This is a genomic window from Streptomyces sp. NPDC003635 (genome assembly GCF_053587635.1).
The window spans coordinates 84,391-105,447 of sequence record NZ_JBSFOK010000022.1 but is presented as its reverse complement, the minus strand read 5'-3'; the positions used below and the strand labels follow the sequence as shown (position 1 = coordinate 105,447).

Annotated in this window: 17 protein-coding genes and 1 pseudogene; 11 read left to right on the top strand and 7 right to left on the bottom strand. The window is 73.0% G+C overall.

Annotated features, from left to right (window positions below; genetic code table 11):
• The first annotated feature begins 38 nt into the window (after window positions 1–38).
• Window positions 39–2,828 carry an AAA family ATPase gene (locus ACWDRW_RS21700; protein ID WP_451725412.1) on the top strand — a complete coding sequence of 930 codons (2,790 nt, stop codon included), beginning with the start codon at window positions 39–41 and terminating at the stop codon, window positions 2,826–2,828.
• 118 nt (window positions 2,829–2,946) lie between these two features.
• On the opposite strand, the gene ACWDRW_RS21695 is transcribed toward ACWDRW_RS21700, so the two are convergent.
• The 5 genes from ACWDRW_RS21695 to ACWDRW_RS21675 all read right to left on the bottom strand — a co-directional run bounded on the left by ACWDRW_RS21695 (window position 2,947) and on the right by ACWDRW_RS21675 (window position 9,974).
• On the bottom strand, window positions 2,947–4,101 hold the full coding sequence (locus tag ACWDRW_RS21695) for an acyl-CoA dehydrogenase family protein (RefSeq protein WP_451725411.1): 1,155 nt from the start codon (window positions 4,099–4,101) through the stop codon (window positions 2,947–2,949).
• Window positions 4,098–5,327 carry an acyl-CoA dehydrogenase family protein gene (locus tag ACWDRW_RS21690; RefSeq protein WP_451725409.1) on the bottom strand — a complete coding sequence of 410 codons (1,230 nt, stop codon included), beginning with the start codon at window positions 5,325–5,327 and terminating at the stop codon, window positions 4,098–4,100. Before ACWDRW_RS21690 ends, ACWDRW_RS21695 begins: the two co-directional genes overlap by 4 nt.
• A 166-nt stretch (window positions 5,328–5,493) precedes the next feature.
• On the bottom strand, window positions 5,494–5,955 hold the full coding sequence (locus ACWDRW_RS21685) for an acyl-CoA thioesterase (RefSeq protein WP_451725407.1): 462 nt from the start codon (window positions 5,953–5,955) through the stop codon (window positions 5,494–5,496).
• Window positions 5,952–8,564, bottom strand: a complete 2,613-nt coding sequence (locus ACWDRW_RS21680) for a LuxR C-terminal-related transcriptional regulator (protein ID WP_451725406.1) — start codon at window positions 8,562–8,564, stop codon at window positions 5,952–5,954. The genes ACWDRW_RS21685 and ACWDRW_RS21680 overlap by 4 nt, the downstream gene beginning before the upstream one ends.
• Before the next feature lie 513 nt (window positions 8,565–9,077).
• Window positions 9,078–9,974 carry a phosphatase PAP2 family protein gene (locus ACWDRW_RS21675; RefSeq protein ID WP_451725404.1) on the bottom strand — a complete coding sequence of 299 codons (897 nt, stop codon included), beginning with the start codon at window positions 9,972–9,974 and terminating at the stop codon, window positions 9,078–9,080.
• A 205-nt stretch (window positions 9,975–10,179) separates the two neighbouring features.
• On the opposite strand from ACWDRW_RS21675, the pseudogene ACWDRW_RS21670 reads away from it, so the two are divergent.
• From ACWDRW_RS21670 to ACWDRW_RS21640, 7 genes and pseudogenes are all read left to right on the top strand, one after another.
• Window positions 10,180–10,602 (top strand): annotated as a pseudogene (locus ACWDRW_RS21670) (SRPBCC family protein); the annotation flags it as partial.
• A 105-nt stretch (window positions 10,603–10,707) separates the two neighbouring features.
• Window positions 10,708–12,309 carry a phytoene desaturase family protein gene (locus ACWDRW_RS21665; protein ID WP_451725450.1) on the top strand — a complete coding sequence of 534 codons (1,602 nt, stop codon included), beginning with the start codon at window positions 10,708–10,710 and terminating at the stop codon, window positions 12,307–12,309.
• A 75-nt stretch (window positions 12,310–12,384) separates the two neighbouring features.
• Window positions 12,385–12,843 (top strand): hypothetical protein, encoded by a 459-nt coding sequence (locus ACWDRW_RS21660; protein ID WP_451725403.1) that lies wholly within the window; start codon window positions 12,385–12,387, stop codon window positions 12,841–12,843.
• 61 nt (window positions 12,844–12,904) lie between these two features.
• On the top strand, window positions 12,905–13,822 hold the full coding sequence (locus ACWDRW_RS21655; protein ID WP_451725402.1) for an SDR family oxidoreductase: 918 nt from the start codon (window positions 12,905–12,907) through the stop codon (window positions 13,820–13,822).
• Window positions 13,823–13,832: 10 nt separating this feature from the next.
• The gene (locus tag ACWDRW_RS21650) at window positions 13,833–14,312 is read left to right on the top strand and encodes an MSMEG_6728 family protein (protein ID WP_451725400.1); all 480 of its coding nucleotides are present in this window, start codon (window positions 13,833–13,835) and stop codon (window positions 14,310–14,312) included.
• Window positions 14,313–14,630: 318 nt separating this feature from the next.
• A complete protein-coding gene (locus tag ACWDRW_RS21645; RefSeq protein ID WP_451725398.1) occupies window positions 14,631–15,479 on the top strand; it encodes a SigB/SigF/SigG family RNA polymerase sigma factor in 849 nt (282 codons plus the stop codon).
• Window positions 15,480–15,511: 32 nt separating this feature from the next.
• On the top strand, window positions 15,512–15,802 hold the full coding sequence (locus tag ACWDRW_RS21640; RefSeq protein WP_451725396.1) for a DUF5133 domain-containing protein: 291 nt from the start codon (window positions 15,512–15,514) through the stop codon (window positions 15,800–15,802).
• A gap of 76 nt (window positions 15,803–15,878) precedes the next feature.
• Here the strand turns inward: ACWDRW_RS21640 and ACWDRW_RS21635 are convergent, their stop codons facing one another.
• Window positions 15,879–16,142, bottom strand: coding sequence for a hypothetical protein (locus tag ACWDRW_RS21635; protein ID WP_451725395.1), 264 nt, complete (start codon window positions 16,140–16,142; stop codon window positions 15,879–15,881).
• Window positions 16,143–16,284: 142 nt separating this feature from the next.
• Between ACWDRW_RS21635 and ACWDRW_RS21630 the strand changes: the two genes are divergently transcribed.
• The gene (locus ACWDRW_RS21630; protein WP_451725393.1) at window positions 16,285–16,920 is read left to right on the top strand and encodes a DUF6461 domain-containing protein; all 636 of its coding nucleotides are present in this window, start codon (window positions 16,285–16,287) and stop codon (window positions 16,918–16,920) included.
• Between the two features lie 203 nt (window positions 16,921–17,123).
• On the opposite strand, the gene ACWDRW_RS21625 is transcribed toward ACWDRW_RS21630, so the two are convergent.
• On the bottom strand, window positions 17,124–18,323 hold the full coding sequence (locus ACWDRW_RS21625; RefSeq protein WP_451725392.1) for a carboxylate-amine ligase: 1,200 nt from the start codon (window positions 18,321–18,323) through the stop codon (window positions 17,124–17,126).
• A 78-nt stretch (window positions 18,324–18,401) separates the two neighbouring features.
• Here ACWDRW_RS21625 and ACWDRW_RS21620 point away from each other — a divergent pair, with 78 nt between their 5' ends.
• Complete coding sequence (locus ACWDRW_RS21620; protein WP_451725391.1) at window positions 18,402–19,838, top strand: NAD(P)/FAD-dependent oxidoreductase; 1,437 nt, start codon at window positions 18,402–18,404, stop codon at window positions 19,836–19,838.
• 59 nt (window positions 19,839–19,897) lie between these two features.
• Window positions 19,898–20,893: a hypothetical protein gene (locus ACWDRW_RS21615; RefSeq protein ID WP_451725390.1), complete on the top strand. Its 996-nt coding sequence runs from the start codon at window positions 19,898–19,900 to the stop codon at window positions 20,891–20,893.
• Window positions 20,894–21,057 lie beyond the last annotated feature (164 nt).

Sequence of the window (21,057 nt, the reverse complement as noted above, 5' to 3'; positions counted from 1 at the left end):
GGACCGGCCGCGCCACCACTGGCAAAGGAGACACCACGATGACGAGCCGTGCGCCGCGCCCGCCGCGAGGACGCGAAGCGGAGACCCGCGTCCTCGTGGACGCGCTGTCGGGTGCCGTGTCCGGTGGCGGCGGAGCGGTCCTGCTCCGCGGCCCCGCCGGCATCGGCAAGTCATGCCTCGCACGGCACGTGCTGGACACTCTCGCCTCGCCCTGGCATGTCGTCCGGCTCCGCGCCACACCGCTGGACAGCCACTGCCCGACGGCCTACGGGACGCTGGCCACCGTCCGCCTCACCGGCCCCGAAGCCGTACGGACCCCCGCGGCTGAGCTGGTCGCCTGTCTGGCCGCCGCGGCCGAGGGGGGCGATCACCGTGGCGTCACGGTCACCTCGGCGCGGCTGCTGCGCCACCTGCGTGACGGGGCGCCGACGGTGCTCGCCGTGGACGATCTCACGCACGCCGACCCCCACACCCTCACGCTCCTCGCCCGCCTCGCCCGGTCCCCGGCACGTCATCCCCTCGTCGTCCTGGCAGCGCAGCGCAGTCCCCGGGCCTCGGGCCGCCCGCTCTCCGCCTTCCTCGACACGTTCGAGACGCCGGCGACACTGCGGGTCGTCGAGCTGACGCCGCTGGATGTCGAGGCGGTCGCGGACCTGGCGGCCGACGTGCTGCGTGCGCCGCCGTCCCCCGCACTGGCCGCCCGCCTGCACGGCAGGACCGGCGGCAATCCGTTCCTCGTCGTGGAGTCGGCCAGTCGGCTCGCGCAGAGCGGAGGCCCACAACAAGTGCCCGGGCCCTGGCCATCGGACCCCGCCGAGCCCGCCCTGGACGAGGACGGCTGCGAGCGGGTCGTCCGTCGCCTGGTGGGCACCGCCTCCGGCACCCTACGGGTGGCCCGAGCGGCCGCCGTGCTGCGGACCGTGCCCACGGACGGGACGGACCTGCTGGCCCGTATCGCCCAACTGCCCCACGACAGGGCGGAAGCGGGCTTCGACGCCCTGGTCGTCGAGGGGGTGCTGCACACCGGCGCCCCGGGCGAGCACGCCTTCGCCCAGCCCTTGGTGCGCGACGCCCTGTACCGGCAGCTGGGGCCCGCGGCGCGGCGCCGGGCACATGCCCTCGCCGCCGACTGGATGCTGGACCACCCGCATGCGCAGGCGGACCTCCCGGTGCACGTGGCCGCGTCGGCGGACCACGGCGACACGCGGGCCGTCGCGATCCTGGCCGCGGCGGCCGGACGGGCGTTGCCGCACGCTCCCGCCGACGCCGCCGCCTGGTACCACAGGGCTTTGCACCTCGCCCCGTCCGACCATCCGCTCCGCGCCGACCTCGTCACCCGGCTGACGCTCGCCCAGCTGGTCGACGGACAGGTCATCGAGGCGGTGCGCACGGGCAGTTCGGCCTCCGGGGCGGCGTGCGGAGGTGCCGGGCGCGGTGCCCGGCTCAGCGCTGTCGTCGCCGGGGCACTCATCGAGCACGCGGCGATGGGGGAGGCGGCCGCGTTCGTGGACGCGGCGCGAGCAGCCGACGACAGTGTCGTGCTCACCGCGCAGGCGGCCCATGTCCAGTTGATGACGGGGCAGGTGCGGCGGGCGGTGAGCACGGCGGACGTGGCGGAGGCGCGGTTGGCCTCGGCAGCCGTGACCGACCGCATCGCCGCGCTGGGGTTCCTGGCGCCGGTGCGCTACCTGTCCTCACCCCACCCCGTCCTCGCCACCCTCGTCCGCCGACTGCGTGACGCCGCGTCACAAGCCCCAGCGGCCGCCCGCCTTGACGCTCTGAGCACTCTTGGCCTGCTGCTGTCCCTCCAGGGCGACACGGAGGCCTGTGCGGAAGCGCTGTCCGAGGCCGAGCCGCTGCTGACGACGTGCGGCTGGAACATCTTCCGTGGCAGGCTCGCCGCCGCCCGGGTGCACCGTGCCGCGCTCACCGGTGCCTGGGACGAGGCGTTCGCCGACATCGCCGCGGTGACCCGGTCCATGGAGCACTCCGGCTCACAGGTGCACCTGGGGCTGCTGCGGATGGTCGAGGCGACGCTCCACGCCCACCGGGGCAACTGGGACGCCGCACGCAGGGCGGCGGACTCCATCGACCGCGTCCACCCTCCACTGACCAGCGCCGCGATCGGGGCCCACTCGGAGATCGACCTGGTCCAGGGAGATCTGGACAGTGGGCGCCGCCGCCTGACCCGCTGGCTCGCACAACCGTCGCTGCCGGCCCGTCTGCGGGGACGGCTGCTGGTGAAGCTGGCCTCGATCGAAGCCGAGACCGCCTCCCCCGCCGCCGTGGCTGCCCTTCTGGCCGAGGCCCGCGAGAACGGCGTCGACGACCACGACCACCTGGGCTTCGTCGAGGCGCGTCTCGCGCAGGGCCGCGCCGCGGGGGACCCGGCCGCCCTGCACGAGGCGCTCGCGGTCGCCGACCGCCACCACCTGACACTGCTGCGCGGCAGGATCCACCTGGCCCTCGGCGCGGCGGGGGCGGACGCCGAACGGCATCTGCGCACAGCGCTCGACACCTTCCACGGGCTCGGCGCGCTGCCCTGGTGCCGACGGGCCGGGGCGGAGCTGCGCCGCCGGGACCTCAAGGTGCCCCGCCACCGGGCCTCCCCCTCCGCTCCGCTGACCACGACGGAGATCCAGGTCGCCCGTTACGTGCAACTCGGCCGGTCCAACCGGGAGATCGCACAGGCCCTGTCGCTCAGCGTGAAGACCGTCGAGCGCCATCTGAGCCGTGTGTACGCCAAGACCGGGTGCCCCGGCCGGGTCCACCTCGTCCGCGCCCTGGACCGCGGGCTCCTCGGGGAGACGGGACCCGACCTGGCGTGATCCCACCGACCTGGGCGGCGGCCCGGCGCCGCTCCCCGGGGCCCGAACGCGCCAGCAGCGCGAGCGCGGCCCCCTCCGGCGAGGAGGGGGCCGCGCCCGGGTCCATCAGCGGGACCGCTCAGACCGTGGCCCTGCCCACCGCCGGGGGCAGATCGACGAGACCCGACAAGAGGGCCCGGTTCCGGTCGGCCGTGCCGAACGCGAGGGAGCTGCTCTTGGCGCGCTTGAGGTACAGGTGGATCGGGTGCTCCCAGGTGAACCCGATTCCGCCGTGCAGTTGGAGCGCTTCCTCTGCCACCTTCACCACCACCTCGGACACGAACGCCTGGGCCAGCGCCGCCTCGGTCGGCGCGTCGGCCGAGTCGGCGGCCAGGGCGACGGCGGCGTTGCGGGCCACCGCGCGTGCCTGCGTCACCAGGATCCACAGGTCGGCCAGCCGGTGCTTGACGACCTGGAAGGAGCCGATGGGCCGGGCGAACTGGTGCCGTTGCTTCGCGTACGCCACGGTCGTCGCCAGGCACCACTCGGCCACTCCGAGCTGCTCGGAGGCCAGCAGCGCCGCTCCGGCGACGAGGGCCTGGCGCACCGCCCGCTGTGCCGCTGTTCCGGTGGCGATGACGGCGCAGGGCGCGTCGCGCAGTTCGAAGTCGGTAAGCGGACGGGTGAGGTCCAGGGAAACAACGGGCGTGCGGCGCACCGACCGTCCGGCCCCGGCCAGGTCGACGGACAGCAGCAGGGCACCGGCCGGCCCGGCGGCGGGAACGAGCAGTACGTCGGCGGCCGACGCGTCGGCGACGCCTGTGACGGTGCCGCTCGCGGTGCCGTCGGCGGCCTTCACCGAGCAGGATGGTTCGCCGTCCGGCAGGGTCGTGAACGGGACGGCGAGGGCGGCGATGCGCTGTCCGGCAGCGATGTCGGGCAGGAGAGCGACGTCGCCCGCCGCGAGGAGCGCGGCCGTGGCCACGACGCTGTGGCCGAGGTAGGGCACGGGCGCGACGGCCGCTCCCAGCTCCTCCAGGACCAGCGCGGTCTCGCGCCAGGTGGCGCCCGCGCCGCCCAGTTCCTCGGGCACGGCCAGTCCCACGACGCCCAGTTCACCGGCCAGTGCCCGCCACAGCCCGGTGTCGTGTGCCTCTTCGGTCTCCACTCGGCCGACGAGTCCGTCACCGGAGTACCTCTGGCGCAGCAACTTCTGCAGCTGCGACCGCAGTTCTTCCTCGACGTCGCTGTAGGGGAGGTCTGTCACGGCGCCGGCCGCGCGGTCGGCGCTCACCTGGGAAGGTCCTTCCACGGCATGTCCTTGTCCGTTCTGATGTCCTGGGGGAGGCCGAGAACGCGCTCGGCGATGATGTTGCGCAGCACCTCCGTGGTGCCGCCCTCGATGGAGTTGCCCTTGCAGCGCAGGTAGAGGTAGCCGAAACAGCGCTGCAGAGGATCCTGGTCGGGGTCAGGCCTGCGGAAGGACCAGTCGTCGTAACGGAGCCCTTCCGCACCGAGCAGTTCCAGGGCGAGTCCGGACAGCTCCTGGTTCAGGCGGGCGTAGGTGATCTTGGCGGCGGCCCCTTCGGGTCCGGGCCGTCCGGCGGCGAGGTGGCGGCGCAGCCGCTCCGCGGTCAGCCGAAGTGCCTCCGCGTCCACCCAGTGCCGCAGCAAAGCCTGGTGCAGCCCGGGGGTGCGCAGCTCGGGCCGGTGGCGCCAGAGCTCCGCCACGGCTCCGATCATGCCGCCCTCGCGTGGCAGGGCGTCGGCGCCGATGGCGATCCGTTCGTTCATGAGCGTGGCGTCGGCGACCTTCCAGCCGTCCCCGACGCCCCCGATGCGCTGGGTGTCGGGGATCCGCACCCCCGTCAGGAAGACCTCGTTGAACTCGGCCTCGCCGGTGGCCTGCCGCAGCGGACGCACCTCGACCCCGGCCGCGGTCATGTCGACCACGAAGTAGGTGAGTCCTTGGTGCTTGGGCAGCGCTGGATCGGTGCGGGCGACCAGGAGGCCCCAGCGTGCCTCATGGGCGTGGGAGGTCCACACCTTCTGTCCGTCGACGACCCAGTCACCGGTGCCGGGGTCGCGCACGGCCCGGGTCGCCAGGGCCGCCAGGTCGGAGCCGGCACCCGGTTCGCTGAACAACTGGCACCACAGTTCCTGGCGGGCGAACAGGGGGCGCAGAAACCGCCGTTTCTGCTCGGTGCTGCCCCAGGCGAGCAGCACCGGTGCCGCCATCCCGTGGCCGATGACGGCATGTCCGGGGGTACCGGTGACGGCTCCGGCGGCCTCCAACTCGGCGTCCACGACGGCCTGCAGGGCCCGGGGAGCTCCCAGGCCGCCCCAGCCGGGCGGGAAGTGCACCCAGGCCAGCCCGGCGTCGTACCTGGCGAGCAGGAAGTCGGTCGCGGTGGTGGTCGTCGGGTCGTGCCCGGCCAGGAAGTCCCGGGTGACCTGCCGGACGAGGTCGGTAGTCCAGGACCCGACGTCCGGGTCGTGCGGGGCTGTCTTCGGAGCCATGCGGGTGCCTCTCGTGCGGGGTTGGTGCGGACGCGGCGCGGGCGCGGACGTGATGTGCCGCATGCCGCGGGCGGGAAAGGGTGTCGGCGACGGCCGGCAGCCGGTAGGCGGGGTGGGCCGGAATCGGGCGGCCGCTCGCCGCGGAGCGTGCTGCGGGCCTACGGCGTCACAGGCCCGGTTCGAAGTCGGTGATCCGTGCGCGGGCGGCCGCCACGTGCTCCGCGGCCAGCGGCACCGCCTGCCGGGCCTGCGTGTCGAAGTGCACGCCGGTCACGGCCGTGACCGCGCACACCTCGCCGCTGACGGCGTCCTCCATCACGTGACAGAACCGCAGGGACGACGTGCCGGTGGACAGCACCCCGGAGCGGACCACGATCACCTCGCCCGCCCGCACCTCGCGCCGGTAGGAGATCCGCTGATCCACGGCGACCATCCCGCGCTGCAGCCTCCGCAGGAGGGCCGGGGTCAGACCGATGCCGGCGAAGAGCTGCCAGGTGGCCTCGTCGAACTTCCCGACGTACCACATGACGTTCATGTGCCCCATGTGGTCGCAGTGCCATGGGTAGACGGTTCCCCGGTAGGTGATCTCCAGGTCGGACACGGTGCTGGACTCCTTGGTCTTGTTCACAGCGACAACAGCCGGCGCAGGTGCCTGCGGTCGGAGGCGCCGACCTTCTGGTAGACGCGGTACAGGGTGTTGCTGACGGTGCGCGGCGACACCACCAGCAGGTGGGCGATCTCCTTGTCGGTGTGCCCCTGTGCCGCCAGCCGCGCCACCGTCCGCTCCCGCTCCGACAAGCCGGCCGGGTCGCCGAGGAAGTGCAGCGCCGGCGTGCTCACCTCGCCGCACTGCCGCAGCAGCGAGCGAGCCTGAACCGTGGAGGCGGTGGCCGCGCGGTTCCTCCCGGCCCGCCGCTGCAACCGGGCGAGTTCGGCGTACCCCTCCGCCGCGTACAGGTCCGCCCCCGCGTGGGCCAGGGCCCGGCAGACCTGACCGAGCAGCTTGGCGTCACCGGAGTGCACCGCCCGCGCGTAGTGCAGCCGACTCCGCAGGTACGTCCCCTGCACGGGCAGTTCCTCGCCGACGGCGGGATGCGCCGGCAGGCCGAGCCGGGCCATCTCGTGCAGGACGACGACGGCGTCGCCGTGACTGCCTGCCTCCAGTGCCGCGTCCACGGCCGTGCGCAGCAGGATCGTGGCCTGCTCCTGCTCGCCGCGCCGGTGGGCCTGCCAGGCGCGGGCGACGGCGAGTTCGGCGGCGTACGGCCCCTGCCCGGCGTCGTCCGGCAAGGCGGCCAGGCCTTCCTGCTGGACCGCCGACAGGCAGTGCGCCGCGATCGTGGCGTGGATGGCGGCCCTGACGTGCCAGGGCCGCCACGCCACTTGGTAGGCCGGGGTGAAGGAGAAGTAGGACAACGCCTCGCGGATACGGCCGCGTTCGAGGAGGACCACGCCGAGGGTCAGGCCCCGCCGGGCGTCGACGCCGACGCGGTTGCACCGGACGGCCGTACGGTATTCGCGCCGCAGGATGCCCTCGGCCTCGTCCAGTCGCCCGGCGTACAGCTGGGCGAGTGCGTGTGCCTCCTCCATGGCGTCCGCCTCGAAGAAGCAGCAGGCGTCGCCGCCGGGTTGGTGCCCGCGGAGTTCCTCGTAGAGTTCCAGTGCGTCGTGCGGGCGGCCCATCCGCCCCAGGGAGCCGATCGCGAGCAGGGCGGACTCGGCACGGCAGGGTGAAGCGGGGTCGTTCAGTACCTCGCGAGCGTGGCCCAGCGCCTCGGCGAAGCGTCCCCGGAAGGCCGCGGACAAGGCGGCGAACCCCGAGAGCTGCGTGCCGGTCAGCTGCGAGGCGACGGCGTCCGCGTGATCCTGCCGGCCCTCGAAGAGCAGGGTACGGGCCTGGATCGGCACGAGGCGGTGGAGGTGGTCGGGGTGCTCGACCGTCACCTTCTCGACGAAGGCGTGCAGATCCTCGAAGGCGCCACCGGCGAAGAGGGCGCGCGCGTGCAGTTCGGCGGCCCAGGCGGTGGGGTGGCCGTCCCACGCGGCCGCGGACAGCCGTATCGCCGCCACGGCGTCATGGTCGTGCAGGGCGCACCGCACACCGTCCCACAGCAGGTCGTGCTCGGGGAGGTCACCCGCGTCCAGGTGCCACTGGGCGAGGCGGACGCGCTCGGCAGGCGTCAGGTCCGCCCTCGGAACTTCGCGCGTCCAGCGTCGCAGGTAGTGCCTGCGCCGCAACGGGCCGAGATCCTGGCGCAGCACGTGCCCGACATAGGGGTGGGCGACGGCCACCGAACGGGCGGCGCCCGGCGCCGGCTCGGTCCCGGGGTCGGAGACGCGGACCACTCCGGCGTCCTCCAGGTCCAGGAGGGTGTCCGCGGACACGAGCCCTTCCAGTACGTCGAGACGAGCCGGCTCGGCGAGCGCGATGAGCTCCACTGCCCGGCGGGCGTCCTCGGAGAGCCCGCCGAGCTGCCGGGCGACCAGTTCCCGCAACGCGTTCGACACCGGCAGGCCGCTGCCGAGCCGCCACAGCGGGCCCTCGGAGACGATCAGGTGCCGCTCGAACGCGGCCCGGGCGAGTTCCCGCAGCAGCAGGGGATTGCCGTCCGACATGGCGGCCAGCCGCACGACTCCCGGCTGCGCGAGCCGGTCACCGAACAGCGCGCTCGTCAGGCGCCGTGTGGACAAGACGTCCAGCGGACCTAGCTCGAGGCGGGTGAGCCGCTGGTCCTTCCACAGCGACTGCAGCCGCGAAGGCCCCTGGTCGCTGGTCATCGCGAGCAGGATCTTGTGCTCACGCCGGTGGGACAGCTCGCCCAGGCATTCGGCGGCCTGCGCGGACAGCAGATGCGCGTCGTCGATCCACAGCGTGCGGGGGCGGACCGACCCCGGTCGCAGCAGGGGCCGCACACTCCTGGTCACCGCCGCCGGGGCCAGCCTCTGGACGGGCCGCACCGAGCCACCGGGGCCGGACCGACCGGGTGGGCCTCCCTCCTCCGCTTCGAGAGGGGCGGACAGGGCGGTGACGATCTCCTCCCCGAGACGGGTCTTGCCGACGCCGGGCGCGCCGACGATCAGGACTCCGGCGGGCCCTCCGGCGGACCGCAGCACGTGCAGTGCCGTACGCAGCTCACGGTCGCGGCCCACCAGTGCGGGCGGGCCGGTCGGCAGGAGTTCGTCGGGCCCCGAGGGGTCGTACGCGGTGTGGAGGGTGGGATACGCGGGTGAGGCCATGGTGATTCCCCAAGCATCGGAGGGCGCGGAGCGTGTTCTGGAGTCCGTCGGGCACCTGTCATCGATGCTCGGCTTCCGACCGCGTCCTTCGCGTTGGGGAGGCACCCCAAGGTTTGTGCGACCGCGCGTCCCGCGGCCCCGCTCCGCGTCGGGACGCGCGGGGCCTGCCACCCGCTGTGGAGGGCGGCGCGGACGGGGCGGTTCCATGAGGTCTCCTGGCCGTTGCTGGGTACAACGAGCCACTCTGCGAGATCGGGCGAGGCGTGCGCATCCGTGATCTCACTGGGTTGCGGCCCTGCGGTCCGGGTCTCGCCTCGAGGTCGGCGCGAGACTCAGGGGGCTCGCCGTTCGACGGGGGGCTTCGTACTCCATCCCCCGGCCTCCAAGGTCTCCGCTCAGGACGTCGGGGCCGGGGGGATGGACATCGCCGCAGTGGCTGTCCCCTAGCGCTGCGGCCGCTGAGTCGTCCCCACGTCTCAGCTACGACCAGTCAACCGCGCCCGGGTCCGGCCGTCATGAGTGATATGTACTCCTTTCGCCCCGCAGGGCCCGGCCGACCCGTCCACTCCCCCGACGCCGGCCGCGCGTGCGCCGGCCCGCGGGGCAGTTCCCGGGCGGCCGCACCACGCGGAACGCGCCGGCCAGCAGCAGACACGCCGCCACGCCGTCCAGCCAGTAGTGGTTGGCGGTGGCCACGACCACCAGCACGGTGACGACCGGATGGACCAGCCACAGCCACCTCCACCGGCCGCGGGAGACCACGATCAGCGCGACGGCGAGCACCACCGCCCATCCGACGTGCAGCGAGGGCATGGCCGCGTACTGGTTGGCCGTCGCGTCGACTTGCGGATCCCCGTACACGGCGGGACCCCACACCCGTGCGGTGTCGACCATCCCGGCACGCGCCAGCATCCGCGGCGGCGCCAGCGGAGCCACGAGGTGCAGCAGCAGAGCGGCACCGGTCAGCAGCACCAGGACGTTGCGGGTCCACCGGTAGTGCGCGGGTCTGCGCAGGTACAGCCACAGAAGGAACAGGGCGGTCGCGGGAAAGTGGACCCACGCGTAGTAGCCGTTCGCCGCGCGGATCACCGCCTCGCTGCCCAGCATCAGGTCCTGTACGGAACTCTCGGCCGGCAGGCGGAGCACGCGTTCCCAGTGCCATACGGTCTCCGCGTTCTCGAAGGCCACGCCGACGTGCCCGTCCGCCGCCAGTCGCCCGAACTTGTACGCCAGGAACAGCAACGCGACCAGACCCAGCTCCCGCAGGGCGCGCCTCGCGGCGGAACCGCGCCTGGCGGGCTCGGACGCGGAAGACGTGCCCGATGGCGGTGACCGGCGGGCCGGAGCACCGCTCACGGTCAGGTCGCGCCGCCGGGCTCTGCCGTCCGCTGTGCTTGTAGTAGGCCGCATGAGGATCCTCGGGGTGGTCTGGTGATTGCGGCTGCGGCTCTCTCACCGCGCCACTGTTCCTCCCGGTCTACGGCCCAGCCCGAAGCCTCGGCGTCGGGGCGGCACCCCAAGGTTTCCGCCGACGGCATTCCGATCTGCTCGGATCGATGGGTCGGAGGCGAGTGGGTACTCGGAGCGGGGTCGGCGGCCGGGCCGGCCCTGGCACGTGGGAGGCTCCGTGGCCGTTCGCCATCGCTTGATCCGGGTCAGCCCCGCCTCGGTGTGGGCTGTCCTCGCCGACGGCACCCGATATGGGGAGTGGGTGGTGGGAACGTCCCGGTCCTGGCCCGCTCGGGGCCAGTGGCCGCAGACCGGGGCAGAGATCCGCTACGAGATCCGGCTCGGGCCACGCAGGCTCGTCAACGAGACGGTGGTGCGGCACTGCGAGGAAGGCGTCCGCCTGGAGCTGGAGGCTCACGCCGGGTTCCTGGGCACGGCGCGGATCGCGGTCGAACTGCGGCCGTGGGGCGAGCACTGCCTGGTGATCCTGGACGAGCATCCCCTCCGAGGCGCGGGGGGCAAGGTGCACAACGCGGGCCTGGAGGCACTGGTCCAGCTGCGCCACCGCGCGATGCTCGCCCGGCTCGCCCGGCTGTGCGAGAACGTCTCCTCCGACGCTCCCCGGCCCGCGCCGAGGCGACAGAAGTCGCCCGCCCGGCCACCGGGTGACGGGCAGGGGGCACCGGACGCCGTCGTGATCGGGGCCGGTCCCAACGGCCTGGTGGCCGCCAATCTGCTCGCCAACGCCGGGTGGAGCGTGGAGGTGCTGGAAGAGCAGGCGGAGCCCGGCGGGGCGGTGCGGCACGACCGCGGGGTCGACCCCGAGTTCGTGAACGATCTGTGCAGTTCGTTCTATCCCCTGGCCGCCGCTTCCCCCGTACTGACAGCGCTGCGCCTGGAGGACCACGGCCTGCGGTGGAGTCATGCGCCCGCCGTGCTGGCGCATCCCCTCACCGACGGCAGCTGCGCGGTCCTGGGCAGAGACGTGGAGGGCACGGCCGAGTCCCTCGAAGCCTTCGCCGCAGGCGACGGGGATGCCTGGCGGCGCCTGCACGACGTGTGGCAGGGCCTGTACCCGGACCTCCTGGACGCCCTGTTCACGCCCTTCCCGCCGGTGCGCGCCACGGCGCGGCTGGCAGCCCGGCTGCGCGCCGCGGGCGGACTGCGGATGGCCCGCTCCCTGGTCCTTCCGGTCCGCCGGATGGGAGAGGAGGAGTTCAGCGGTGCGGGCGGACGGCTGCTGCTGGCCGGCAACGCACTGCACGCCGACCTGGCTCCTGAATCAGCGGGCAGCGGCGGCTTCGGCTGGCTGATGGCGATGCTCGGACAGACGTACGGCTTCCCCGTCCCCGTCGGCGGGGCGGGCGCGCTGACCCAGGCTCTGACGCGACGCCTGAAGGCCCACGGCGGGCGGGTGCGCTGCGGGCAGCGGGTCGTGGAGGTCGTCGTCGAGGGCGGGCGGGCCATCGGGGTGCGCACGGCGGCGGGCGAGGTGGTGTCGGCGCGCCGGGCGGTGCTCGCGGACGTGTCGGTGCCGGCGTTGTACGGCGAACTCGTCGCCGCCGAGCATCTGCCCGCCCAGCTCCGGGACGACCTGCACCGGTTCCAGTGGGACTTCGCGACCTTCAAGGTGGACTGGGCGCTGGACGGCCAGGTGCCCTGGCAGGCGCGGCAGGCGGCCACGGCCGGCACCGTGCACCTGGCCGACGGCATGGACGAGCTGACCCGCTTCGCGGCGCAGATCGCCATGCGGCAGCTCCCGGACCGCCCCTTCCTGCTGTTCGGCCAGATGACCACCGCCGACCCTTCGCGCTCTCCGCAGGGGACCGAATCGGCCTGGGCCTACACCCATGTCCCCCACGAGATCAGCGCCGACGCGGGCGGGGAGGGCATCAGCGGCCGCTGGGACAAGTCCGACCAGGAGCGTATGGCCGACCGCGTCGAACAGCAGGTCGAACGGTTCGCGCCCGGCTTCCGCTCCCTGATCCGCGCCCGCCGCGTCCTCGCGCCGCCCGCCCTGGAGGCCCTCGACGCCAACCTCCGCGCCGGCGCGATCAACGGCGGCACGTCCGCGCTGCACCAGCAGCTCGTCTTCCGCCCCCTGCCCGGCACCGGGCGCCCGGAGACACCGGTGCCCGGCCTCTTCCTCGCCTCGGCCGGGGCCCACCCCGGGGGCGGCGTGCACGGCGCTCCGGGAGCCAACGCCGCTCGCGCCGCCCTGCGGGGGCACCCCACCGGCCTGTCCCGCGCCCAACGGCTGCTCGCCCACCGCGACCGCACCGGAAGCAAGCCCTGAAGCCCGCGCACCGGAGGAGCAGGGCCGTAAACGGCCGCACCTGCGTAACGGTCGTATCCGCCAGGAAGGAAACCCATGAGCGACCCCACCGAAACCCGCACCTCACCCGCCCCCGCACACCAGCGCCCCGCCGACGTCGACGAACGGACCGTCGTGGCGCTCGGGGCGCTGTCCAAGGCGTGGGAGACCACCGAACGCGCCAGAGGCCGTCTGTACGACTTCCACCAGCTGACCGGAACCGCAGACCTGCAACTGGACGACGCCGTGCGCCTGCTGCGGGAAGCAGGCCATCACGAATGGGCCGAGCGGATCCGCTCCGACATCGTGGGACGCAACGTCATCCCCGGACACTGGACGTTCCAGATCATCGAGGCCTACAACGCCACCTACTACCGAGCCTTCCAGCAGCTGGAAGCGAGCGCTGTCCAAGAACTCGCCCACGGCCGCGACCACCTCTACGAGGCGCAGCTGAAAGAGGACCGCCGCACCCCGGGCCACCCCGACCACACGGCTCGGCCGCCCGAAGCACAGTGATGAGCTGCCCGGGGCTCCACCTCCGCGAGGGGACGCTCCCACGGGCCCGGAAGGAGAGCCGGTGCGCAGCAGTCCGTTGACCGGCCGCACGGTCGCCGTCACCGGAGCCGCCCGCGGGATCGGGGCGGCCCTGGCCCGCGAGATCGCCGTGCGCGGCGCCCGGGTGGCGCTGCTCGGCCACGAACCGGAGGCCCTCGACGCGGTGGCCGCGTCCCTGCCGGGCCCGGCGCTGGCCGTGGCGGTCGACGTCACCGACCTCACCGCTCTGACGGACGCCGCCGACACGGTACGCGCCCGCCTCGGGCCGCCCTCCGTAGTGGTGGCGAACGCGGGCATCTCCGAGGCCGGCCCCTTCCTCGCCTCGGATCCGGCGGGCTGGCACCGCGTCATCGAGGTCAACCTCGGCGGCAGCGCGAACACCGCCCGCGTGTTCCTGCCGGACCTGTTCGCCACGGCCGGCTACTTCCTCCAGGTCGCCTCGCTGGCGTCGCTCGGCGCGGTCCCCCTGATGAGCGCCTACTGCGCCTCCAAAGCGGGCGCCGAGGCCTTCACGCACTCCCTGCGAGCGGAGGTCGCCCACCGGGGCGTGGCCGTGGGCATCGCCTACCTCAGCTGGACGGACACCGACATGATCCGCGACGCCGACCGCTACCCGGTCATGCGTGAACTCCGCGCCCATCTGCCCCCGCCGGCCCGCCGGACCCACCCCGTCCAGACCGTCGCCGCCCGCCTGGTGACGGGCGTCGAAGGCCGCCGAACGGCCGTGTACGCCCCCGCCTGGCTGCGGCTCGTCCAGCCCTTGCGGCCGGTCCTGCCCCCTGTCGTCCTGCGTATGTCCCGCCACGGCCTCTCCCGTCCCGAGGGCGATTCCTGCGCCTGCACCGGCCCGCTCGGAGCCGGCGGCCTCGCCGACCGCGCCGCCCGCGACGCGGGGGCCGGCGAAACGGACGACGCCCCCGATGCGCCACGCGGGAAGTGACGGAGCACCGATGCAGACCTTCCTGCCCCACCCCGACTTCCGCCAGAGCGCGCAACTGCTGGACCGACGGCGCCTGGGCAAGCAACGCGTCGAAGCACTCCAGGTCCTGCGCGGACTGACGGTCCCCGGTTACGGCTGGCGCCGGCACCCGGCCGTCCGCATGTGGACCGGATACGAGGAAGCACTCGTGCGCTACGGCCTGGAAGTCTGCCGCGTCTGGCGCGAACAGGGTCACCAGGACAGCTGCGCGGCCTCCCTCGTCTCCCAACTGGCCACCCACCGCCCGGGCACCACGGTGCGCGACCAGGCGGAACTGGCAGCCGCCGGCGAGCTGCCGCCCTGGCTCGGCGACGAGGCCTTCCACCGCAGCCACCGCTCAGCCCTGGTCCGCAAGGACCCCGCGACCTACACCGCGTACTTCCCCGCCGTTCCCGACGATCTGCCCTACGTCTGGCCGGCTTCGGATCGTGCGTCGCGACAGGCCACCTGACCGCCATGGTCGAGGCTGTCCTCCGGGCCGTGACCCGGTGCCGTGGCGCCCGGCCGCCGTCCTCGGCGGCGGCGCGTCAGGACCGCTTCGAAAGGCGACGGTAAGAGGGGTGTTTGCGCGCAGGACCGAGGGGCATCCGGAATCCTGTGCTTCGGACAGGAGGCGCGCCCGGCGGGGACAAGTATGTCCGCTCGGGCCCGCCTCTCGGCGAGCTCCGAGCACGTTCCCGCGGCTGACCCTGGCATCCCCCCGTGCAGGTCACGACCCGGGACTTTGTTCCCGATCGTGCCTTGCGACCACGTTCAGGAGCTCTTCGGCATGCTTACCGATATCTCGACGTCTTCCCCGCACACCGCTCGGAGGCCGACCGGCACCGCCGCCCGGCGCAGCCATGACGACGCCCCGGACACAGCAGAGCGCTTCGCCCGGCTGGCGGAGATGGAGGACGGTCCCGAGCGGTCCGCTTTGCGCGACGAACTCGTCGCCGTCTGGCTGCCCATGGCCCACCGCATAGCGTCCCGCTTCCGCGACCGCGGCGAGTCCATCGAGGACCTGCGCCAGGTGGCCGCGCTCGGTCTGGTCAAGGCCGTCGACCGCTACGAGCCCTCACGCGGGGCCTTCGAGAGCTACGCCGTCCCGACCGTCACCGGCGAGATCAAGCGGCATTTCCGCGACCGGATGTGGGCTCTGCGCGTCCCGCGTCGCGTACAGGAACTACGCAACAAGGTCCGAGTGGCCCGCAGGGAGCTGACCCAGAACCCCGGCAGCGCCGAGCCCAGCGTGGCGGACATCGCCGAGCACGCCGGCCTCACCGAGGACGAGGTACGTACGGGCATGGAGGCGCTGGAGAGCTTCAGCACCCTGTCGCTGGACGTCGCGCTGTCCGAGGGCGACGACGGCTACAGCCTCGCCGACACGCTGGGCACACCGGACGCCTCGTACGACGTCATCGTCGACCGCGAGGCCGCCAAGCAGGGACTCAGCAGGCTGTCCGAGCGTGACCGGGCGATCCTGTACATGCGCTTCTTCGAGGACATGACGCAAGGCCGCATCGCTGATCGCCTCGGCATTTCCCAGATGCACGTCTCCCGGCTCATCAGCCGCAGCTGCGCCCGGGTCCGCGACGAGGCCCTGGCACAGCGCTCCAGCAACCGCTCCGCGTCGTGAGCCCCGATTCCACGCCCTGAGGAGTCCGACCCATGTTGATGCCCCTGCCCGCTCACCTGCGTGCTCTCGTCAGCGCCTACGAGGCCCTCCGCGCCCAGGAGCTCCGTGACGGAAGCGACACTCCCAGTCCGCGCCTGCGGGACCTCGCCTACACCCTGTGCGTGTCCACCGGCACCCGCGACATCACTCAGGCGCTCGAAGCCGCTCACGCCTACCTCGCCACGGCCTCCTCCCGCCCGAAGCCCGTCCCGGTGCCCGAAGGTGCGCGCCCGGCGGCCCGGGTCCCCACCGAGGAGGCGTGCGCCGGCCCTGCGAGCAGTTGACGGCCGTACAACCGACGACCGGCCACCCCAGTGCGGTGGCCGGTCGGGGTGGGCCCGGCCTGCGATCCGGCTGCTTTCAGGTGTCCATGTCGTGATCGAGGAGCGGGTGGCGGCAGCTGAGCCGCTTGCACCCTCCCTGTGGGCCGCCGCCCTGGTAGTCCGGACAGGGGCAGGAGAGGCAGCGCCTGCCGTCGCTGGAGTCGGGCTCCCAGCCGCTGGTTGACAGCCGGGCTCGGGCGCTTTCCCGAACGCCGCGCATCTGCCCGTCCAGCTTGCGGAATTCGGCCTCGTTGTCCTCGAAGGCCTTCTTCTGCCCGTCCGTCAGTTGGTACTGCTCCATGGTGTCCTCCCGTGGTGGAGTTGGCGGCGAGGGCTGCCCTCGCTCCTGGGCCCCAGCTCATACGCCCACGATGGACCGACGGCCGCCCGCCCGCATGGCGACGCAAGGAGGAGGGCAGGCAGCCGTGCAGAAGGGGGATCACATGGACCCGACAACGGGGCACAACGGACTGCGCTGGATCGCCGACGCCTACAACATCGGCTTCACGCTCACGCTCGGCGAAGGCCTCTCGCCGTACGAACTGCTGCGCGGTGTCGGCGCGGAGGACCACCGCATCGTCCCGCTGACCCGGTCGGCGGCGGACGAGCTGCGGCTCAGGCAGGACGACGACCACATCAGTGACCTCGACTTCCTGGACTGGGAGGACGAGACGGCGGTCGGCCGGCTGACGAGCGGGGGCTTTCTGCCCACCCCGCCGACCACCATCGTCCGCGCGGGGTCGGTGCCTGGCTGGGCGTACGCGCTGGAGGATTCCAGCTGCCACACGGCGACCCACCTCGCGGCGCTGTCCGAGCGAGGGCGCGCCTTCTGCGTCCATCGCAACGCCACAGGCTTCAGCCGCGTCGACTACGCCCGGCACGGCCAACTGGTGACCTCCTTCGAGCCCGGGCTGCCGCACCTCACGCACGGCGCCCCGGCGGAGGCGGCGCTCGGCTTCGTGCACGGCGGCCAGGAGGTGGGGGACGTCGCCTTCCTTCGGTTCCTCGAGGACGAGATCGGCCTTCACCTGTCCTGGGAGGAAACGGAGGCGGAGCTGCCGGCAGCCGCATTCGCCTAATGGGACCAGCCGGGTCGGAGAGACTCGGTGCCGTAGCCGCCAGCAGGTGAGCACTTTCTTCGCCGGAAGCAGTCGAGTTCTGCTGTCAGACCGTGCCCCTGCTGGTCGGCCGGGAGGCCAGACCGCTGAGGGGGTGGCGTGCCCGCCGGGCAGTGGGGCGTGAGCACTGGATCCATTAGGCCGCGCGCCGCCTTCCGCTCCCATCAGCGCCGAGCGCCGGTGTGTCGGGGTGGGGTGGTGGTGCGGATGAGGTGGTCGACGACGTCGGTGAGGCTGGCCTGGCGGTGGAAGGCGGCGCGCTGGGCCTCGGCGCGACCCCCTTGGGTCCGTAGGCGTGCCCAGAGGGCGTGGACGAGTTGGGTGTCGCCGTGCCGGTCGAGGGCGGGTCGCAGCAGGGACAGGAGCTGCTCGATCTGGGTGGCGGCCGGCGTGAGGTGGCCGGTGGCGGTGTCGATGCCGTTGCCGCCGATGCCGTCGCGCGCGGCGTGCCAGCAGGCCGCGCGCAGGAGTTCGGGGGAGCAGCGCGGGGCGGGTTCTCCGGCCTCCATGGCGGTGAGGGCGGTGGCGGTCATGGCTCTGACGATGCCGGCCAGCAGGACGGTGTCGTCGGCCGTCGCGGTGGCGTCGGCGGCGCGGAACTCCAGGGTGGGCAGGTGGTGGGAGGGCCTGATGTCCCAGTACAGGCCGGCCCGGTCGGTCAGGGTGCCCGTGGAGAGGAAGCCGTCGACGAGGTCCTCGAAGTGGGACGGAGACTCGAAGTACGGCGGCGGCCCGGCGACGGGCCAGCGGCCCCACGTGGTCGTGCGCCAGCTGGCGTAACCGGTGTCCCGGCCGTCCCAGTACGGCGAGTTGGCCGACAGGGCGATCAGCAGCGGGATCCACGGCCGCAGGTGGTTGCTGATCCGCAGGGCGGTCGGCAGGTCCGGTACACCGACGTGGATGTGGCAGGCACAGGCGATCTGTTCGTCGTCCAGGGCGCGGAACATCGCGGCGCTGCGGGCGTAGCGGGGACCGTCTGTCAGCGGCGGGGGGCCGTTCGGAGCCAGGACGGGTGTTCCGGTGGAGACGATGCGCAGCCCCTGGCGCGCGGCGGCCTGGGCGAGGGACCGGCGGGTGGCGTGGATCTGCTCGGCCAGGTGGGTCAGGTCGGTGTGCGGGTCGGAGCGGGTCTCGACCTGGTAGCGGGTGATCTCGGGACCGACGCGGTCGCGGAGTTCGCCCGTTGCCTCGGTCACGACCTTCTCGGCGTCGGCCCGCAGTTCGCGAGAGACGGGGTCGACGAGCAGGAACTCCTCCTCGGCTCCGACGGTGAGCGGAGTGGCTCTGGGTCCCAGGGGCGTCGTTCGGCCATGGCTCGGGGCGGGTGGTTGTGTGACGGCCGGCGTGTGCCCTGTACTCGTCATGGCGGCCATGCTGACACGTGCGGTGGCCGACGGGCAGAACGCAAAGCCGTCATTGCCTCGACCGGACGGGGGCGGGTCGTGCGGGAGCGGACTCAGGTGCTGGTCGTCGGGGGCGGGCCGGCGGGGGCCACCGCGGCGGGGCTGCTGGCGCGGCAGGGCTTCGAAGTGGTGGTCATGGAGCGCGAGCGCTTCCCTCGCTATCACATCGGAGAGTCCCTGCTGCCCTCACTGCTGCCGGTCCTGGACGTGCTGGGTGCCCGGGAAACCGTCGAGCGGCACGGCTTCGTACGCAAGACAGGGGCCTTCTACGGGTGGGGCGGACAGGAGTGGGCCCTGCGCTTCGACGAGCCGGGCCGCGAGGCGCCGCACAGTTACCAGGTCGTCCGAGCGGAGTTCGACCAGTTGCTGCTGGAGCACGCCCGCCGTCAGGGCGCGGACGTCCGGGAAGGCACCCGCGTGCGCGGGGTCGCCCTGCGCGAGGGCTGTGCGGTGTCGGCTTCGTGGGTCGCCGAGAACGGTCGTGGCGGTGAGGCCGGGGAAGGCCGAGGCAGTGGGCCCGGGAGCAGCCGTGGCGGCGACATCGACTTCGCGTGCATCGTCGATGCCTCAGGCCGAGCTGGGGTGTTGGGTGCCCGCCGGCTCGGCGCGCGAAAGGTGCACGATGTGTTCCGCAACGTGGCCGTGTGGGGCTACTGGAGTGATGCCGACCCCCTCCCGGATGCCCCCGAGGGAGCCATCGGTGTGTTCTCGCTGCCCGACCATGGCTGGTTCTGGGCCATCCCGCTGCATGACGGCACCCTCAGCGTCGGCCTCGTCACCGACAAACGGTCCTTCAACCAGGCCCGGGGCAGGCTCGGTTCGATCGAAGCCGTCTATGACCAGGCACTCCGGCAGTGCCCCATGCTGGGACGGATCCTCCACAGTGCCCGGCAGGTGTCCGCCCTCAAGATCGAGACCGACTACTCCTACACCTCCGACGCGTTCTGCGGCCGGGGTTACTACCTCGCCGGCGACGCCGCCTGCTTCCTCGACCCCCTCCTGTCCACCGGAGTGCACCTCGCCATGTACAGCGGCCTGCTCAGCGCCGCCGCCATCACCGCCGTCCTGCAGGGCGACGTCGACGAAACCGCCGCCCGCGCCTTCTACGAGACCGCCTACCGCAACGCCTACGAACGCCTGCTGATCCTCGTCGGCGCCTTCTACCGCATCCACGACGGCCGCGACGCCTACTTCCGGCAGGCCCAGACACTCAGCCACCGCGACCGCCACGGCCTGCGCCTGCACGAGTCCTTCCTGGACATCATCACCGGCGCCGAGGACCTCCACGACGCCCAGGCGGACCGCGTTGAGCTGCTCCACACGAAACTGCGCAGCCCGCTATACGGCCGCCCCGCCCAGGGACTCGGCGGCCACGGAACCAGCCACATGCTCCCCCTGCCCACCACCCCCGAGCACGCCGCCGCAGGCCTCTACCTCACCCTCAGCCCCTACCCGACGCTACGACCGGTGCCCTGACGGCCGCGCTCCCGACCGTGACCGCCGGGATCGACGGTCCTCTGTCCTAGGGTCGGGGCATGAAGAGAACCACGCCGCCAAGGCCCGTGGCCGTGGAGGCCGTGTTCCCGGAGCTGGCCGCCCACCGGGGCCGGACGACCCGGCTGCACCCCAGGCCGGGGCGGCCCGGCATGCGCGACAGCCACGTCGGCGGGCCGATGCTGTGGCCGGAGGACGCCCCCTGGCCGGTCTGCCACGAACCGCACCGGCCCGAGACCGAGGGATACGCGCCGGACGAGATCCGCCGCGCCCGGGCCGAGGGTGTACGGCCGAGGCGTCGAGCGTGGCCATCAGGCGAGGCCCCGAGGGAAGGCGACCCGGTGCCGTTCGTGGGGTTCGCCCAGCTCTTCCGCCGGGACATACCCGGTCTGGCGGCCGGGCCCGACGGTGCGGACCTGGTGCAGCTCTTCCGCTGCCCTTTCACACACGGTCCGCACCTGGAACGCCGGTACCACCTGCGGTGGCGGCGGGCCGCTGAGACCGAGCGCGCGAATCGCTTTCGCACCGCCCCGCCCGAAGTCCCCATGCTGCGCTGGGAGCACGAACTCCCCGAGCCATGTGTCCTGCATCCCGAAGAAGTGGACACCTATCCCTGGGCGGAGGACGACACCCTGCCCGCCTCGCTGATCGCGCTCATCGACGAGTGGGACGACGCCCAGGCGGCGGAGCACGGCCCCGACGCCCCGAGCTACCAGGGTGATCTTTCGATCCCGCCCGGCTGGCGGGTCAGCGGCTTCCCGAGCTGGGCCTCGACCGGCCCCCTGACCATCACCTGCGCGACCTGCGCGGCCCCGATGCGACTGCTGTTGACCGCCGACGGCTACGAGACGGACGCGGCCTCGCACAGCTGGGTGCCGCTGGAGGACCGCGACCCGCACCTACGGGGAAAGGACTCGATCCAGGGCGGCCCGTCCGTTGCTCAGCCGACCCGCCTCCGCTTCGGCCGGGACCGGGACCTGCACCTCTTCACCTGCCCGGCCGCACCCGACCACCCGCCCCGATGGGTACTCTCCTAGGACGTTTCGAAGTGCCCGTCCAAGCACCCCCGGACGGCCCCGGGCCGATGCGTTGTCGTCACGGTTCGGCAGCGCAACCGGCGTACGGACGCGCTCGAAGCCGTGGCTGTTCGAAAGGCGAACGGGATCCATCACCGTCATCGCCGAGCTGGTGGGCTTTGGCC

Coding starts and splice junctions, on each gene's coding strand:
- ACWDRW_RS21700 (WP_451725412.1), top strand. CDS start 39: ATGACGAGCCGTGCGCCGCGCCCGCCGCGAGGACGCGAAGCGGAGACC.
- ACWDRW_RS21690 (WP_451725409.1), bottom strand. CDS start 5,327: ATGGCTCCGAAGACAGCCCCGCACGACCCGGACGTCGGGTCCTGGACT.
- ACWDRW_RS21680 (WP_451725406.1), bottom strand. CDS start 8,564: ATGGCCTCACCCGCGTATCCCACCCTCCACACCGCGTACGACCCCTCG.
- ACWDRW_RS21675 (WP_451725404.1), bottom strand. CDS start 9,974: ATGCGGCCTACTACAAGCACAGCGGACGGCAGAGCCCGGCGGCGCGAC.
- ACWDRW_RS21660 (WP_451725403.1), top strand. CDS start 12,385: ATGAGCGACCCCACCGAAACCCGCACCTCACCCGCCCCCGCACACCAG.
- ACWDRW_RS21650 (WP_451725400.1), top strand. CDS start 13,833: ATGCAGACCTTCCTGCCCCACCCCGACTTCCGCCAGAGCGCGCAACTG.
- ACWDRW_RS21645 (WP_451725398.1), top strand. CDS start 14,631: ATGCTTACCGATATCTCGACGTCTTCCCCGCACACCGCTCGGAGGCCG.
- ACWDRW_RS21640 (WP_451725396.1), top strand. CDS start 15,512: ATGTTGATGCCCCTGCCCGCTCACCTGCGTGCTCTCGTCAGCGCCTAC.
- ACWDRW_RS21635 (WP_451725395.1), bottom strand. CDS start 16,142: ATGGAGCAGTACCAACTGACGGACGGGCAGAAGAAGGCCTTCGAGGAC.
- ACWDRW_RS21630 (WP_451725393.1), top strand. CDS start 16,285: ATGGACCCGACAACGGGGCACAACGGACTGCGCTGGATCGCCGACGCC.
- ACWDRW_RS21625 (WP_451725392.1), bottom strand. CDS start 18,323: ATGACGAGTACAGGGCACACGCCGGCCGTCACACAACCACCCGCCCCG.
- ACWDRW_RS21615 (WP_451725390.1), top strand. CDS start 19,898: ATGAAGAGAACCACGCCGCCAAGGCCCGTGGCCGTGGAGGCCGTGTTC.